Source organism: Sandarakinorhabdus rubra, from assembly GCF_010994245.1.
Lineage (GTDB): Bacteria > Pseudomonadota > Alphaproteobacteria > Sphingomonadales > Sphingomonadaceae > Sandarakinorhabdus > Sandarakinorhabdus rubra.
In genome coordinates this window covers 1-16,001 of record NZ_WMHO01000036.1, presented here as the reverse complement: position 1 = coordinate 16,001, position 16,001 = coordinate 1, and the positions used below count along the sequence as shown (strand labels likewise).

The window sequence follows — 16,001 nt, the reverse complement described above, 5'->3', positions numbered from 1 at the left end:
GCCACGCCCTGCCGGGCCTCCGGCGCCTGCCAGCGCGTGATGAGCGTGGCGGCCGGCAGCTGGGCCGGAGGCGGCGGGGCCGGCAGCGCGTTCTGCGCCGCTGCCGGCAGGGCGATCAGGGCGGCCAGCAGCAGGCGCCGCATCACAGCACCACCGACAGGCCAAGGCTGAAGGCGCGGCCGAAGCGGGCCGATTCCTGCAGCAGCTGGCGGTTGGGGCCGGTGGTTTCGATGCGGCCGCTGTTGGTCAGGTTCTCGCCTTCCACGAACACCTCGAAATTGGGCGTCACGCGGAAGCGGATCTGCGCATCCATGGTGCCGCGCCAGCGCCAGAACTGGTCGGCGCCCGGGATGGTCTGGTTGATCGTCTCCAGGAAGCCGCCGGTATAGTTATAGGCCAGCCGCGCCTCCACCGGGCCCTTTTCATAGAAGAGCGAGGCGTTGGCTGCCCATTCGGGCTGGAAGAAGAACGCCAGCCGCCGCGGGCCGACATCGGTCAGCACGTCGAGCCGGCTCTTCACGTAGGTGGCGTTGAGGTTGATCCCCAGGCCATCGAAGGGCTTGGGCAGGAAGCGCAGCGACTGCTGCACCGCCGCTTCGACCCCGAACAGCGTGGCCGACTGCGCGTTGTCCGGCCGGGTCACCTGCACCTGTTCGGCGCCGCGACCGAGGCCGAGGTCGATCGTCTCGATGGAGGTGACCGAATAGATCTCGTCCTTGATATCCTTGTAGAAGACGGCGAGCGAGAGCAGGCCACCGTTCCCGCTGTAATATTCGGCCGAGGCATCGAAGCCCATCGAGCGGCGTGGCTTCAGATCGGGATTGCCGCGCGACAGGGTGGGCAGGGCGCCGGTGATGATGTTCACCGTCTCGCGCGCCGTCACGTCGCCGAAATTGGCGCGGCCGATGGTGTTTGTCCACGCCGCGCGCAGCACGACATCGGGCGCCGCGTTCCAGCGCAGGTGCAGGCTGGGCAGGAAATTGCCATAGCCGCCCTCGGCGTTCACCGGGGTAATCACGCTGCCGTTGACCCGGACCGAACGCGAGCTGACATCGGTGCGCTCATAGCGGCCGCCGCCGAGGATCTCGATGTCGCCGGTCTTCAGCTGCAGCTGGGCGAATCCGCCATAGATGGTCTCGCGCACCGTGAAATCGCCGGTGATGTTGTTCTCGGCCGCGTTGAAGGCGCTGCGGTTGCGGTTGAAGAAGTCCAGCGCCAGGTTGCGGTTGATGGTGAGATCGAAGCGCTTGCCGCCCACCACGTCGAGCTGCCGGCGCGAGAAGACATCGGCCAGCGTGTAGGTGACGCCCGAGCCCGAGCGCAGCGTGTAGGTCGTCTGGTCCTGGTTGGTGTCGTGATCGACCCGGCGATAGATGCCGCCCAGCTTCAGCGTGTAGTCTACGGCGCCGCCGTTCCAACGATACGAGAGGTTGGCGCGGCCTTCATAAATGTCCTGCCGTGTCACCTGCAGCGATTCGGTGCGGTTGAGGAACGGGTGCAGCGCCGGGTTGCCGATGTTGGCCGGATTGGTCGGGTTGAAGTCGAAGAAGAAGTCGCTGGTGTCATAGCTGAAGCCGAACGGCGCGCCGAAGCTGGACTGGAAGGTCTCGCCGCGCCCGATCTCGCGGCCTTCGGCGCCCGAATAGATGGCGTCGAGGTCGAGCCGGATGGCCTCGCTCATGTCCCAGCGCAGGTTATACTGTGTGTTCCAGATCTTCTGGCTGTTGATCGGCAGGTTCAGCCCGATGCGCTGGCGACCCGAGGCGAAGGTGCCGCTGGTCGGGGTCTGGTTGGTCACGTTGCCGGTCTGCTCGATGCGGTTTTCGTCGCGCGTCTCGGCATCCTTGAAGCGGTTGTAGTTGCCGAACAGGCGCATGTAGATGGCCGGGCTGGCCTGCCATTCCAGCGCCAGCGCGCCGCCGGTGCGCTCACGCACGTTGTTGTAGAGGAAGAGCCGCTGCATGATCGGCACCGGGATGCCGTTGCCGGTGGACGAACCCAGGGTCACCGGTGCGCCGGCGGCGGTATATTCGCGAAAGCTCGGGTTGGCATTCTCGAACTGGGTGATGTCGTAATCGCGCACGCTCTGGTTGACCGAGGCGACGATGCCGAACTGCCGGTCCGCGCCGAAGCGGAAGCCCCCTTGCGCGTTGACGCGATAGCTTTCGCGGTTGCTGGCGATGGCGCCGGCCTGTTCCAGCCCGGTGATCACCGCGGTGGCGTTGAAGAAGGGCTTGTCCTCGCTGAAGGCGCTCTTGGTGACGATGTTGATGATGCCGCCCACCGCATTGGGGTCCATCTCCGGCGTCACCGTCTTGTACACCTCCAGCCGCTGGGCGAAGGTGGAGGGCACGGTGTCGAGTGGCACGGTGCGCGAGCCGCCGTTGTCGCCGGTGGCGACGATGGCGCCGTTCACCTGGGTGCGGTTGTAGGTCGGCGGCAGGCCGCGGATGGTGGGAAAGCGCGGCTCGTTCTGGTCGTTCTGAACGGCCACGCCGGGGATCCGGCGCAGCGCGGCGGCGGTGTTCTGGTCCGGCAGGCGGCCGATGTCGTCGGAGACGATCAGGTCGACAACGTTGAAATTGTCCTTCTTGGCGGCAACGGCTTCAACCTCGCTCTTGCGAAAGCCGGTGACGACAATCTCCTCCTCGCCCGGCGCGGCCGCTGCCGTCACCTGCGCAGCCGTCGGCACCGCCGCCAGCCCCGCCACCGAAACGCCGATCAGCCATGCCGTCTTCATCGTGAGCCCCCATGCGGTGTGTGACCGCATGGGGGCTAAGGCCAGTGTGTGACGGCGCGGTTTCGGCTGCGTGAACTTGTTGTTGCCACCAAGGGGTTCAGCGCGGCGCCGGTGCGAACAGCCGCTGCACCTCGGCGCTGTCTTCCACCTTGTCCACGAACTGCGGGATGGGCTTCAGGCCCGGGGTGCCTTGCTCGAACCCGTAACCAAGCGCCAGCAGCCGCGCCTCGCTCCACGCCGGGCCGATGAACGACAGGCCCACCGGCAGGCCGCGCACCGCGCCCATCGGCACGGTGAGGTGCGGATAGCCCGACACAGCGGCCAGCCCGCCGATGCCGCCGCCGGGTGACTGGTCGGCGTTGACGGCATCGATGAACCAGGCCGGCGCCGCCGTGGGGGCCACGATCACCTCCACCTTCGCCTCTGCCAGCAGCTTGTCGATGCCCTCCTTGCCGGCCAGCCGCAGCGAGGTCTCGCGGGCCTTGAGATACTCGGGGTCGGTCAGGCCCTTGGTGGCTTGTGCCTTCTCGAACTGGTCCTGGCCGAACAGGCCCATCTCGGCGCCGGCATTGGCCTTGTTGAAGGCAATCAGGTCGGCCAGCGTGCGGGTCTTCACGTTGGCCGGCGTGCTGGCCAGATAGGCATTTAGATCGGCCTTCAGCTCGGTCATCAACACGAGGAACTCGCCATCGCGGATGGGGCGCCGGTCAGGCCCGGTGGTGATGTCGACCAGCACGGCGCCTTCGCGCTTCAGCACGGCGAGCGCCGCCTCGAACCGCTCGTCCACGCCGGCGTGCCAGCCGGTGGCAAAGCGGGCGACGCCGATGCGCGCGCCCTTCAGCGCGCCGGGCTTCAATGCCGCCAGATAATCGGTCTTCCGGGCATCGGCGTCCTTCGTTGCCGGATCGGCCGGGTCGCTGCCGGCCATCGCCGTCAGCAGGCGCGCCGCGGTCTCGATATCGCGGGTCATCGGGCCGGCGGTGTCCTGGCTGTGGCTGATCGGGATCACGTGGGTGCGGCTGACGAGGCCGACGGTGGGCTTGATGCCGACGATGCCGTTGACGGCGGCCGGGCAGGTGATGCTGCCATCGGTTTCGGTGCCGATCGCGGCGTCGACCATCTGGGCGGCCACGGCGGCGCCACTGCCCGACGAGGAGCCGCAGGTGTTGCGGGTGAGGGCGTGGGGGTTGCGGGTCTGGCCGCCAACCGCGCTCCAGCCCGAGATCGAGGCATCGGCGCGGATATTGGCCCATTCCGACAGGTTGGTCTTCCCGATCAGCACCGCGCCAGCGGCGCGCAGCCGCGCCACGAAGGGGGCATCACGGCCGGTGACATTGTCCTTCAGGGCAAGGCTGCCGGCCGTGGTGGGCAAGGGGCCGGCGACATCGACATTGTCCTTCACCAGGATCGGCAGGCCATGCAGGGGGCCGCGGGCCTTCTTCTGCCGGTCAAGCGCGCGGGCCTGATCGAGCGCCGTGGGATCGACCGCGATGACGGCGTTGAGCTTCGGATTGAGCGCCTGGATGCGGGTGAGCGCGGCTGCCGTGTTGGCCTCGGCCACGCCCACCGGCGTCAACACTTGCGCCTGCACCGGTGCGGCCGCCAGCAGCGCTGCGCCCACTGCCCACTTGCCGTTCAACCCGCGTCTCATGTCTGTCCCCTCGACCCTGCTGCAAAGCCTCCCTCTTGCTTGCACCGGGATGATTTGCAACTGCAAGCATCAGCGCCGGGCGCGGGACCGACCGGTGGGGAGAGCAGGCATGGACGCGCGCGAGGAAACGCCCGCCGCACAGGCAGCGAACACGGACGCGCCCGCCGAGGCCCCCGCCGTGTCAGAGGTCACTGCCCGTCTGGCCGTGATGACCCAGGCGCGCGATGCTGCCGAGGCCGCCAATCTGGCCAAGACGCGCTTCCTGATGGGTCTGTCCCACGAGATCCGCACGCCGTTGAATGCCATCCACGGCTATGCCCAGCTGCTGGAGCGCGGCGCCGCCATCGCGCCGGCCGAAGCCGGGCGGATCATCCGCCGTTCGTCAGAGCATCTGGCCGACCTTGTCGAGGGCCTGCTCGACATCAGCCGCATCGAAGCCGGAGTGATGAAGCTCAACCGCGAGACGGTGGCACTGCGCTCGCTTCTGGAGCAGGTGGCGGAGATGTTCCGCATCGAGGCGGTGAACAAGGGTCTCAGCTTTGACTACAGGGCCGCGCCCACGCTGCCGGTCTGGGTGCTGGCCGATGAACGTCGGCTGCGGCAGGTGCTGATCAACCTCTTGTCCAATGCCATCAAGTATACGCCGTCGGGATCGGTGACGCTGACCGTGCGCTATCGCTCGATGGTGGCCGAGTTCGAGGTCACCGATACCGGCATCGGCATCGACACCGACGAGCAGGAGCGCATCTTCCAGCCGTTCGACCGGGGCGGCGGCCGGGCCAGCGGCGTCGCGCCGGGGATCGGGCTCGGCCTCGCCCTGTCCCGCATGCTGGCCCAGATCATGGGCGGCGAGATCACGGTGAAGAGCGAGGTGGGCCGGGGCAGCCATTTCGTGCTGCGCCTGCTGCTTCCGCAACCCAACTCCGCCCCGCAGGATGATGCCCGCGGCCTGCCGGTCGGCTACCAGGGCCGGCGGCGCACCATATTGGCCATCGATGATGACCCTGGCCAGTTGGCGTTGTGGCAGGAACTGCTGCGCCCGATCGGCTTCAATATATTCGTGGCCGGCTCTGGCGGGGCCGGCCTGTCGCTGGCCGAACTGGGACGGCCCGATCTGGTGCTGCTCGACCTGTCGATGCCCGGCCTGGGCGGCTGGGAAGTGGCGCGCCGGCTGCGAGAGCGGTTCGGGCGTGACATCCGCATCCTGATCGCCTCGGGCAACGCCGCCGAGCTGGTGGGCACTGAGGGCCTGCACGATGGCTTCGTGCTGAAACCGGTGGACCAGCAATTGCTGTTCGACATGCTGGCCCGGCAGCTGGGCCTGGTGTGGGATTACGAAGGCATGGCGCGCACTGAAAGCCTCGATGTCGCCTTGCCGGAATCGGCGCGCGGCCACCTGGCAGAGCTTGGCCGCCTCGCCCGCACCGGCCATGTGCGCGGCCTGTCGGCGGCACTGGCGGCGCTTGCCGGCGCGGTGCCGCAAGCCGAGGCGCTGGTTGGCCGCTTGACGGCGGCGCTGGATGACTATGATCTGGCCGGGTTCCAGAAGCTGATCGCCGAACAGCACCCGCGTGACGGCGATGCGGAACCGGCCGGGGGGGAAGAGACACGATGACCGAGACCGCCAAAGCCGTCACGCTGGCCACGATATTGGTGGTGGACGACGCGCCCGACTCACTGCGCTTCCTCACCGATGCGCTGGAAGGTGAAGGCTATGACGTGCGCATCGCCCGCGATGGTGCCGCGGCGCTGTCCAGCCTCGCTGCCGAACTGCCCGACCTGGTGCTGATGGACGCGGTGATGCCGGGTCTCGATGGCTTCGAGACAACTCGCCGCATCAAGGCCGATCCGGCGCTGGCCCGCGTGCCCGTGATCTTCATGACCGGCCTTTCCGAAACCGAGAATGTGCTCGATGGCCTGGCCGCCGGCGGTGTCGACTATGTGAAGAAACCGATCGTGCTGGCGGAACTGCTGGCGCGGCTGCGCGTGCATCTCAGCAATGCCCGTATCGCCGCCGGCGCGCAGGGCGCCCTGGACGCCAGCAACCGGCCGCTGGTGGCGCTGGATGCCAGCGGGCGCATCCTGTGGACGACGCCCAGGAGCGCGACGATCCTCACTGCGCGCTTTGCCGCTGGCGTGGGCGACCGGCTGCCCCCGGCGCTGGCGGGCCAGCTGATGCGGCTGGGCGAAGGCCGGGTGCGGCAGGATTTTCCCGGCGGGCAGGTGGAATTTGCCGCTGTGGCCACGGTCGGGGAGGAACGGCACTTCCGCATCACCGAAACGCTGGAAGGTGCTGAGGAGAAATTGCTGGCGCAGCGCCACGGCCTCACCGAGCGCGAGGCCGAAGTGCTGCTGTGGATCAGCCGCGGCAAGGCCAACCGCGAGATCTCCGAAATCCTCGGCATTTCCCCGCGCACCGTGAACAAGCATCTCGAACAGATCTTCGAGAAGATGGGGATCGAGAACCGGGCCTCGGCCGCTGCTGCGGCGGTCAAGACGCTGTCGCAATAGCGCGCGCCGCGGCCGGCGCCCGAATCGGCAGCGATTTCGCCCGAATCGGCGGCTCCTGGGGCGCCGTTTCACGCTCCGATTCGGCGCTAAAACGCCGCGCTCCATCCGAAAATGCTGCCATTTTGGCCCGATTCCATCAGGTTGAGCGCCCGGTTTCAGGCCGCGAGAAATTTTTTTCAGCGCTGCAGGTCGGCGTTGTCGGGCCGTTTCGTAGCATGTGTTGATGAAGCGTTTGCGGTCAACGAGAGCTTACCACTTTGTTGCCGGGGCTACCTCAAGCCTCGGAAACCGGCTGGATTTTACACGCATTTACAATGTGAAACATGTGTTTCGAGAAACTTTCCTGCAGCTGGCAAGCGCCTGTTCCGCCAAACGAAAGTAACCATGAAAAGCATCGTCAATAATTGCTAACAACCATTAGTATTAATGAAATTTACCAGATTCAACCCAAGTAGAGCACACCGAATTCAATATTGTTATCGTCGTTCCGGACGTATATTCAGATGCCGGGATATCGGCCGGAGGAAGCAGTGGTTTTCATCCGATCGGCATCAACGGTACCCCTCCCGCTCCCGATTGTTTGGGGATCGGGGATTGTGCAACCGGCCTCGGCCGAAACAGTGGGAAGTAGTGTCATGATGAAGTTTCTGAAGACCCTTAAGAACGACAAGTCCGGCGCTTCGGCCGCCGAATACGCTCTGATCCTGGCCGTGCTGGGTGGCATCACCTTCGCCGGCGCCACCGCCGTGGGCGGCGGTCTGACCTCCGCGTTCGGCAAGGGCGCTGCAGACCTGACCTCGGCCACTACGCCGTAATCACCGGTCCAATTGCTGCGGCTGGTCGGGGTCTGCCCCGGCCAGCCAACGCAGCCACCAACATCGAGACCATGAGGCATCACCCCATGCGGTGGGCGGGCGACTGTGCCCAGCCGGCCACAGCATGATGCGTGTGCCAGCTACAAATCAGATTTTAGCGATATATCAACTATCTTGCCTATAATGCTTGTGTGAGTTGCGAAGTTCGGTGCGGCGTATCTGCCCGGACTTTGCGAAAACGGAGTCCCGGGGGGATTTGTTTCGGGGGGCCGGAGTATCAGTGGCGTACTGGCGTAGCTGTCAAGCAAACCGGCGTTCCGGCCGTGAACCGTCCGGACGTCCAGTTGCGAGAGGGGCGAGCAGTGCAAAGGTTTCTTGATTTCCAGACGGGGACGGTCGCGCAGCGTTCGCCCCAGCACGCCTTCGAATGGCGTGGCCTGGCCATGCATGGGGAGCGCGTCTGATGCGCCGCTCCTCGATCATCATGCTGATTGCCGCCGTGGCCCTTGGCCTCGTGGCCGTGCTGCTCTCGCGCACGGTGCTGTCCAGCGGCAGTGGCGTCGGCGCGATCGCGTCGAACAGCGGCGCTGTCCGCACCGTGCCGACCGTGGTCGCCGCTGCCGACATCAGCTTTGGCGAAAAGCTCACCCCCGACAAGCTGAAGGTGGTCGACTGGCCGGCCGACACGCTGCCGCAGGGCACGTTCCAGCGCATTGATGAGCTGGTGACCGGCCAGGGCCGCGCCGCCATGCGCCCGATCACCGCCAACGAAATCCTCACCACCAAGTCACTCTCGGAAGGCGCCACCCGGCTGTCGACTGCGCAGCTGCTCAACCCGCGCATGCGGGCGGTTTCGGTGCCGGTCAACGAAGTGACCGGCGTGTCCGGCATGATCTATCCTGGCGACTTGGTGGACGTGTACTTCAGCCGTCAGCCGGAAGAGGCGCTGCCTTATTCCGAACTGCTGGCGCAGGGCGCCCGCGTGCTGGCTGTCGGTCTCGACATGAACGTCGGCAAGGACAAGCCGGAAGTGGTGAAATCGGCCACCATCGAGGTGTCGCCGCTGCAAGCCCAGAAGATCGCGCTGGCACTGACCACCGGCCAGGTGAACCTTGCCCTGCGCCACTTCACCGATGAAAGCCGGGTCCGCTTGCAGACGGTGCAGGTCACCGATCTGAACGACGGCACCATCACCCGCCTGGTGCGCAAGCCGCGCGCCGGTGGCGATGCCGAAGCCGCACCGCAACAGGGCGGCCGGACCGTTGCAACCGCACCACGCGGTCCATCGGTGGTCGTCGTCCGCGGCTCGTCGAAGGACGGCCCAGTTTCCAGCATCGAACCGGTGATCGGCAAATGATGGTCCGCAAACTCCTCGCAGCCAGCCTGGCTGTGTCCGCCCTCGGCGCCACCCTCGCGGTGCCCGCGCTGGCCCAGAACAGCATCGAGGCTCGCACCGGCGCGGTGCTCAACCTCGCCGTCAACAAGTCGCAGACCCTGCGCGTGCCGCGGCCCTTCGCGCGCATCGCCATCGGCAATGCCGATGTGGCCGACGTGCAGCCGGTGACGAACACGGCCGCCTATCTGCTGGGGCGCAAGATTGGCGCCACCAACCTCACCCTCTATGATGCCCGCGGCCAGGTGATCGCGGTTGTCGATGTGGTGGTGGGCCCCGATGCGATGGGCCTGAAGCAGAAGCTGGCCGACGTTCTGCCCACCGAAAGCGTGGGTGTGCAGACCGCCAACGACATGGTGATCCTGTCGGGCACGATGTCGAGCGCGGCGGCAGTGGAACGCGCGATGACGATCGCGGAAGCCTATGCACCGGGCAAGGTGGTCAACTCGATGGGGGTTGGCACCGCCCAGCAGATCCTGCTGGAAGTGCGCTTTGCCGAAATGCAGCGCGGTACGGTGAAGGCGCTGGGCATCACCAATGTCCTCTATGGCAGCAACACCGGCTCAGGCGCCCCCAACGGCGGCGCCATTCGCACGCCGGGCGCCGGCACCGGCGCGGTCGCCACCTTCACGGCAGCATTGAACTTCCCGAATCTCGGGGTCGCCTTCGAGGCGCTGGAACAGCAGGGCCTGATCCGCACGCTGGCGCAGCCCAACATCATCGCGCTGTCGGGCGAGACCGCCAATTTCCTGGCCGGCGGCGAGTTTCCGGTGCCCACCGGCGTCCAGCAGAACGGCCAGGTGTCGATCGAGTTCAAGCAGTTCGGGGTGGGCCTCGCCTTCACGCCGACCCTGCTGGAAGACGGACTGATCAACCTGCTCGTGGCCCCGGAAGTCTCAAGCCTCGATCGCAGCGCCGGTATCGACATCGGCAACCTGCGCATCCCGGGCCTGAAGGTCCGCCGCGCCCGCACCACCGTGGAGCTGCGCGACGGCCAGACCTTCGCGCTGGCCGGCCTGATCCAGAGCGACTTCCGCGACACGGTGAGCAAGGTGCCGCTGTTGGGCAACATCCCGATCCTGGGCGCTCTGTTCCGGTCGCAGAGCTTCGACCGGCAGGAAACCGAACTGGTGATCCTGGTGACGCCGCGCATCGTGCGCCCGGTCACCGCCGGGACCAAGCTGCAGATGCCCACCGACAGAGTCCTGGAGCCGTCGGACACCGACTTCTTCCTGATGGGCAAGCCGGAACGGCGGGTGCAGCCTGGCAGCATGCTGCCGCTGCCCGGCCCTGCCAGCGCCATCAACAAGCCGGGCGGGGTTGCCGCCGACCATGGTCACATCGTGAGGTAAGTCATGCGTAACGTCAGTCCTCTGGCCGCAATGACGGCACTGGCCGTGGCGGCGCTGGCCGTCCCGGCCGCCGCCCAGGACAAGGAACTGGGCCTCGTGGTCCAGAACAATGTCGCCGGCATGCTGGTCGATCCCAACCCGGATTATGCCAACGTGAAGATCGAGGGCGGCGGTGGCATCGTCACCGGCGGCGCCGTCTCGCGTTATCGTGCCGGCCGCGTGAAGCCGCTGATCCCGCTGTCGGGCAAGTCGGAGATCGGCGCCACCCAGACGCAGCAGGGCGGCGCCGCAGCGACGGCGCCTGCCGCACCGGCGGCGGGGCAGCGCTGATGGCCATGCTGGCGCGCCTGACCGCCCTTGCCGGGCGCACCACCGCGCCGGACGCGGCTGACGAGGCCGGCGTCTCGGCGCTGCGCGTCACCATGATCCTGGCCGCCGACACCGCCGCTCAGGCCGATGTCGAGCGCATGAACATCGCCGGGTGCAGCATCCGGGCCTTCAGGGGCCCGCTGGATGCCTTCATTGCCAATGCGCCCATGGTCAGGCGCACCGACATGCTGGTGATCGAGATCGATCCCGATGATGCCCCGGCCCTGGCTGCCCTGGAAGAATTTGCCGCCGGGCCAGGCGCCCGCATGGCGGTGGTGGCCGCCGCGCGCGATCTGACCATCAGCGCCACCCGCCGTCTGCTGCGCTCGAGCATTGCCGACGTGCTGCCGGTGCCCTTCTCCCTGGAGGAGCTGGGCCAGGCGGTTGAATCGGCCCGCGCCGGCCTTGCCCGCCGGATGACCGGCGACAGCGGCCGTGGCCGGCTCGGCAGCATCATTGCCTTCCATGGCGCGCTCGGCGGGGTAGGCACCAGCATGATCGCGGCCCAGGCGGCGCTGCACTGGGCCGAAACCAAGCAGGTGCTGGTGATCGATCTTGACGTGCAGCGCGGCACCACCGCGCTCTATCTCAACCTCAAGCCGCGGCTGACGCTGAACGATCTCATCGACGCCGACGACCGGCTTGACGTGGAATTCCTGAAGATGGTGGCCGAGCGCCACCAGTCCGGCCTGTCGGTGGTGGCATCGCCGAACGACATGACGGGACTGGACGCGGTGACGCCCGAGTTCATCGACCGGCTGCTCGATCTGGCCGCGCAGAATTATGACCTCGTGGTGCTCGACATGCCCGGGGTCTGGATGGACTGGACCGCGCTGGCCATGCAGAAGGCCGACCTGATCGGGCTGGTCACGCAGCTCAGCGTGTCGGGCGTGCAGCAGGCGCGCCGCCAGCTCGACGTGCTGGAAGCCAATGGCCTGGGTGACCGGGTGCGGCTGGTGATGAACCGCATGACCGCCGGGCTGTTCGGCAAGTATGATACCGACGAAGCTGCCAGCGTGATGCGGGCACCGGTGCATTTCTGCCTCGCCAACGATTTTCCGGCCATCTCCGCCGCACTCGATGAGGGCGTGTCGGTGAGCAAGGTCAAGATGAAGTCGCGGATCGAGAAGGAACTGCGCCAGATGACGACGGCCATGGCCGATGACATCGCGGCCGCCGCATCTGTCGGAGCCAGCGCATGATCTTTCCGACCCGCCGCAAACCTGCAAATGGTGGCACCGGCGACGCCGCGCCGACCCCCGACGCCGCCCCGGCCGCTGCCGAGAAGGCCGTCGCGGTGGCAGCGCCGACCCCGGTCGTCAACATCCGCGACAAGCGCCGTGACGATTACACCGAACTGAAGGTCACCCTGCACCAGCAGCTGATCGACCGCATCAACCTGGCCGCGCTCGACACCATGACGCGCGATCAGATGCAGCGCGACATCGGCGACATCGTCCAGGAAATGCTCAAGGAAAACAACCAGGCGCTGAACGCCGCCGAGCGCAAGCAGCTGGTCGAGGACATTCTTGACGAGCTTCTCGGCCTGGGGCCGCTGGAGCCGCTGCTGAAGGACCCGTCGATCTCCGACATCATGGTCAACAGCGCCACCAAGGTGTTCGTGGAGCGCGGCGGCCGCATCGTCGAGGTCGGCACCCGCTTTGCCAACGATCAGCACCTGCTGCGCATCATCGGCAAGATCGTGTCCAACGTCGGTCGCCGGGTCGATGAAAGCTCGCCGATGGTGGACGCGCGCCTGCCCGATGGCAGCCGCATCAACGCCATCATCCCGCCGCTGGCCATCGATGGGCCCTGCCTGTCGATCCGCAAGTTCCCGCCCAGCCGCACCAGCATCGACAAGCTGGTGGAATATGGCTCGATGACCGCCGACTGCGCCGCCATGCTGAAGGCGGTGGTGGCCAGCCGCCGCAATGTCATCGTTTCGGGCGGCACCGGCTCGGGCAAGACCACCATGCTGAACGCGCTGTCGGCCTCCATCGGCGCCCACGAGCGCGTCGTGACGATCGAGGATTCGGCGGAACTGCAGCTGCAGCAGAGCCATGTCGTACGCCTCGAGACCCGCCCCGCCAACATCGAGGGCCGCGGCGAGGTGAACCAGCGCGACCTGGTGAAGAACGCGCTGCGCATGCGGCCCGATCGCGTGATCCTGGGCGAAATCCGCTCGGGCGAAGCCTTCGACATGCTGCAGGCGATGAACACCGGCCACGATGGCTCGATGACGACGCTGCACGCCAACACGCCGCGCGATGCCCTGTCCCGCCTCGAACAGATGATCGGCATGTCGGGCATCGACATCAGCCCGAAATCGGCGCGGGCCCAGATCGCATCGGCCATCAACGTGGTGCTGCAGCTGGAGCGCCTGCAGGATGGCAGCCGGCGCGTCACCTCGGTGGCCGAGATCACCGGCATGGAAGGCGAGATCATCCTGCTGCAGGAAATCTTCAAGTTCGTGCGCGAGGGCGTGGACGAGAACGGCAAGGTGATCGGCGAGATGCGGCCGATGGGCGTCAGGCCCAAGTTCATGGAAGTGCTGAAGGCCCGCGGTTACGACCTGCCCTCCACCATGTTCGATCCGTTCCGCAAGAAGGAGCCCGGCGCATGACACTGCCATCCTTCCTGAACGGGGAAACCCTGTTCTACGGCGTGGTGTTCCTCGCCGTGGTGCTGCTGCTGGAAGGCGGCTTCATCTGGTATCAAGACACCTATGGCACCCGGCGCCGGGTGTCGCGCCGCATGGCGATGGTGGAAAAGGGCGCCACCAGCGAGGAAATCATCACCGCGTTGCGGCGGCAGAGCACCGACCTGTCGCGCTCCCTGCTGCCGTCGGCCATCCGCTATCTCGACAGCCGCATGAACCAGGCCGGGGTCAGGATCAGCGCGCAGCGCATGCTCAGCATGATGGCCGGCGCGACCCTGCTCATTGGCATCCTGTTCCCGCTGATCGGCGGGGTTTCCGGTTCGATCAAGACCGTGGGATCCGTGGTGCTGCTGGTGATGTTCGCCGTTGGCATCGGCATTGTGCTGCCGCTGATGTGGCTCAACTGGAAGGCGGCGGCGCGGCTGAAGAAGATCGAGGCACAGTTCCCGGTGGCGCTCGACGTGCTGGTGCGCGGCCTGCGTGCCGGTTACCCGGTCACGGGCGCGCTGGAACTGGTGGTCAACGAGATGCCCGATCCGCTGGCCTCTGAGCTGGGTCTGGTGGTGGCCGAAATGAACTATGGCTACCCGCTGCGCGACGCGCTCGAGAATTTCGCCGGCCGCGTGCAGACGCAGGACGCCAACATGTTTGTCGTGTCGGTGGCGATCCAGACCGAGACCGGCGGCAGCCTCGCCGACATCCTTGACGGCCTGTCGAAGGTAATCCGTGACCGCGCGGCCATGGTGCTCAAGGTCCGCGCGCTGGCGTCCGAGGGCAAGATGACCGGCGCCGTCCTCACCGCTGCGCCGGTGCTGACCTTTGTCTCGGTGTTTTCCGCCGATCCCAACTTCTACCTGTCGGTCACCGACGATCCGATGTTCATGCCCGCAGTTCTGGGCGTTCTGTTCATGTACACGTTGGGCATCGTCATCATGCGACGCCTGATCGCGATCAAGGTGTAAGCATATGGTCAGCGCCAGTCTTGCCAACATGGTGGTCATGGGCCTGGTGTTCTTTGCCGTGGTCCTGGTGGTGCTGGCACTGGCGCCGGCGCTGCTGGGCCGCACCGGCATCAAGGATCGGCTGGCTGCGCAAGGTGGCGGTGCCGCGATCGACACGCCGGGGAGCATCCGCGCCGACCAGGTCAACAGCATGTGGGCCCGCCTGCTGGCCGAGATCGAATCGCGCGGTCTGAACCTCACAGATGACGCGTCCCAGAAGATCGCCGACAAGCTGACCCGCGCCGGCTTCGAACAGCCCTATGCGCAGCGCGCCTACACCCTGGCCCGCGCCGTGGGCACGCTGGTGATGCCTGGCCTGCTGATCACGTTCATGTCGATCACCGGCCAGTGGCCCAGCGTGGCGAAGCTCTACATGATGCTGCTCGGCGCCGTGGTGTTCGGCCTCTACCTGCCGGCGATCATCGTGTCCTCGCGCGCCAGTGAACGCGCCAAGGAGATCCTGAACGGCTTTCCCGACACGCTTGATCTGCTCCTCGTGTGCCTTGAGGCAGGCCTTGGCATCGATGCCGCCTTCAGCCGCGTCGGCTCGGAAATCACCACCTCGCATCCGCTGCTCGCCCGTCTGTTCGCGCAGGTCAGCCTCGAACTGCGCGCCGGCCGCAGCCGCGAAGCGGCCTTGCGCCTGATGGCCAAGAAGAGCGGTCTGACAGAGATCACCGCCTTCACCACGCTCATCATCCAGTCCGACAAGCTGGGCGCTTCGGTGGCGCAGGCGCTGCGCATCTATGCCGCCGAAATGCGCGAACAGCGCCGGATGCGGGCCGAGGAAAAGGCCCACCGCATCCCGGTCCTGCTGTCGATCCCGCTTGTGTGCTTCATGCTCCCGACCATGATTGCCGTTCTGCTGTTGCCAGCAGGCATCAACATGAAGAACCAGATGGCGGAGTTGGACTGATGCAGAAACACGCCGGATTCATCCTGGCCCTGGCCAGCGCAGCACCCGCCGTCGCAAACGGTGCTGTCGAAACGCGGCCGGTCGCCGCTACCGCCGACGGCATCAGCCTGGCCGCCACATCCCGCGCACAGGGAGTTACGGCAGCGCTGGACGAGGGCCGGGCGCTGCTGGCGGCGGGCAACGCGGCGCAGGCCATCTCGGCCTTCCGACTGGCGCTTTCGGCAGACCAGGGTTCGGTGCCGGCGCTCAACGGCCTGGCCATCGCCTATGACCGGCTTGGCCGCGTCGACCTGGCTCGTCAGCATTTCGAGATGGCGCTGGCGGTGCAGCCCGATGCTGCCGACATCGCCTACAACCTTGGCCTGACCCTGCACCTCGCGGGTGACCATCGCGCCGCCGTGCCCTGGCTGCAGAAAGCCGCCGGAGGCACTGATGGCCGCGCTGCCACGGCCGCGCGCCGCGTGCTGCTGGTGATTGCTGCCCGTCTGGAAGCAGAGGCCGCCGGCTCGCCGGCGCTCGCGCAACCGCTGGCTCCGGCGCGTGTGGCAAGCGCCCGCATCGACATGGCCAGCAGCGGCGAAGCCGTGCTGGTGC

Annotated in this window: 13 protein-coding genes; 11 read left to right on the top strand and 2 right to left on the bottom strand. The window is 66.7% G+C overall.

The window, feature by feature from the left end; translation table 11 throughout:
- Positions 1-142: 142 nt before the first annotated feature.
- On the bottom strand, positions 143-2,740 hold the full coding sequence (locus tag GJV64_RS03920; RefSeq protein ID WP_164155977.1) for a TonB-dependent receptor: 2,598 nt from the start codon (positions 2,738-2,740) through the stop codon (positions 143-145).
- 97 nt (positions 2,741-2,837) lie between these two features.
- Positions 2,838-4,391 (bottom strand): amidase, encoded by a 1,554-nt coding sequence (locus GJV64_RS03915; RefSeq protein ID WP_164155976.1) that lies wholly within the window; start codon positions 4,389-4,391, stop codon positions 2,838-2,840.
- 109 nt (positions 4,392-4,500) lie between these two features.
- Between GJV64_RS03915 and GJV64_RS03910 the strand changes: the two genes are divergently transcribed.
- The 11 genes from GJV64_RS03910 to GJV64_RS03860 form a co-directional block, all read left to right on the top strand.
- A complete protein-coding gene (locus tag GJV64_RS03910; protein ID WP_164155975.1) occupies positions 4,501-6,006 on the top strand; it encodes an ATP-binding response regulator in 1,506 nt (501 codons plus the stop codon).
- A complete protein-coding gene (locus GJV64_RS03905; protein ID WP_164155974.1) occupies positions 6,003-6,902 on the top strand; it encodes a response regulator transcription factor in 900 nt (299 codons plus the stop codon). The genes GJV64_RS03910 and GJV64_RS03905 overlap by 4 nt, the downstream gene beginning before the upstream one ends.
- 635 nt (positions 6,903-7,537) lie before the next feature.
- On the top strand, positions 7,538-7,717 hold the full coding sequence (locus GJV64_RS03900; RefSeq protein ID WP_235927585.1) for a Flp family type IVb pilin: 180 nt from the start codon (positions 7,538-7,540) through the stop codon (positions 7,715-7,717).
- A 463-nt stretch (positions 7,718-8,180) separates the two neighbouring features.
- Entirely contained in the window at positions 8,181-9,074 is an 894-nt protein-coding gene (gene cpaB / locus GJV64_RS03895) for a Flp pilus assembly protein CpaB (RefSeq protein ID WP_164155973.1), read from the top strand.
- Positions 9,071-10,462, top strand: coding sequence for a type II and III secretion system protein family protein (locus GJV64_RS03890; protein WP_164155972.1), 1,392 nt, complete (start codon positions 9,071-9,073; stop codon positions 10,460-10,462). Before cpaB ends, GJV64_RS03890 begins: the two co-directional genes overlap by 4 nt.
- Positions 10,463-10,465: 3 nt before the next feature.
- Positions 10,466-10,792 (top strand): hypothetical protein, encoded by a 327-nt coding sequence (locus GJV64_RS03885; protein WP_164155971.1) that lies wholly within the window; start codon positions 10,466-10,468, stop codon positions 10,790-10,792.
- Complete coding sequence (locus GJV64_RS03880; protein WP_164155970.1) at positions 10,792-12,033, top strand: AAA family ATPase; 1,242 nt, start codon at positions 10,792-10,794, stop codon at positions 12,031-12,033. The genes GJV64_RS03885 and GJV64_RS03880 overlap by 1 nt, the downstream gene beginning before the upstream one ends.
- Positions 12,030-13,454, top strand: a complete 1,425-nt coding sequence (locus GJV64_RS03875) for a CpaF family protein (protein WP_164155969.1) — start codon at positions 12,030-12,032, stop codon at positions 13,452-13,454. The genes GJV64_RS03880 and GJV64_RS03875 overlap by 4 nt, the downstream gene beginning before the upstream one ends.
- Complete coding sequence (locus tag GJV64_RS03870; RefSeq protein ID WP_164155968.1) at positions 13,451-14,452, top strand: type II secretion system F family protein; 1,002 nt, start codon at positions 13,451-13,453, stop codon at positions 14,450-14,452. The genes GJV64_RS03875 and GJV64_RS03870 overlap by 4 nt, the downstream gene beginning before the upstream one ends.
- A gap of 4 nt (positions 14,453-14,456) precedes the next feature.
- Positions 14,457-15,407 carry a type II secretion system F family protein gene (locus GJV64_RS03865; protein ID WP_164155967.1) on the top strand — a complete coding sequence of 317 codons (951 nt, stop codon included), beginning with the start codon at positions 14,457-14,459 and terminating at the stop codon, positions 15,405-15,407.
- On the top strand, positions 15,407-16,001 hold a 595-nt coding region (locus GJV64_RS03860; protein ID WP_164155966.1), incomplete at its 3' end, for a tetratricopeptide repeat protein. The genes GJV64_RS03865 and GJV64_RS03860, both read left to right, overlap by 1 nt.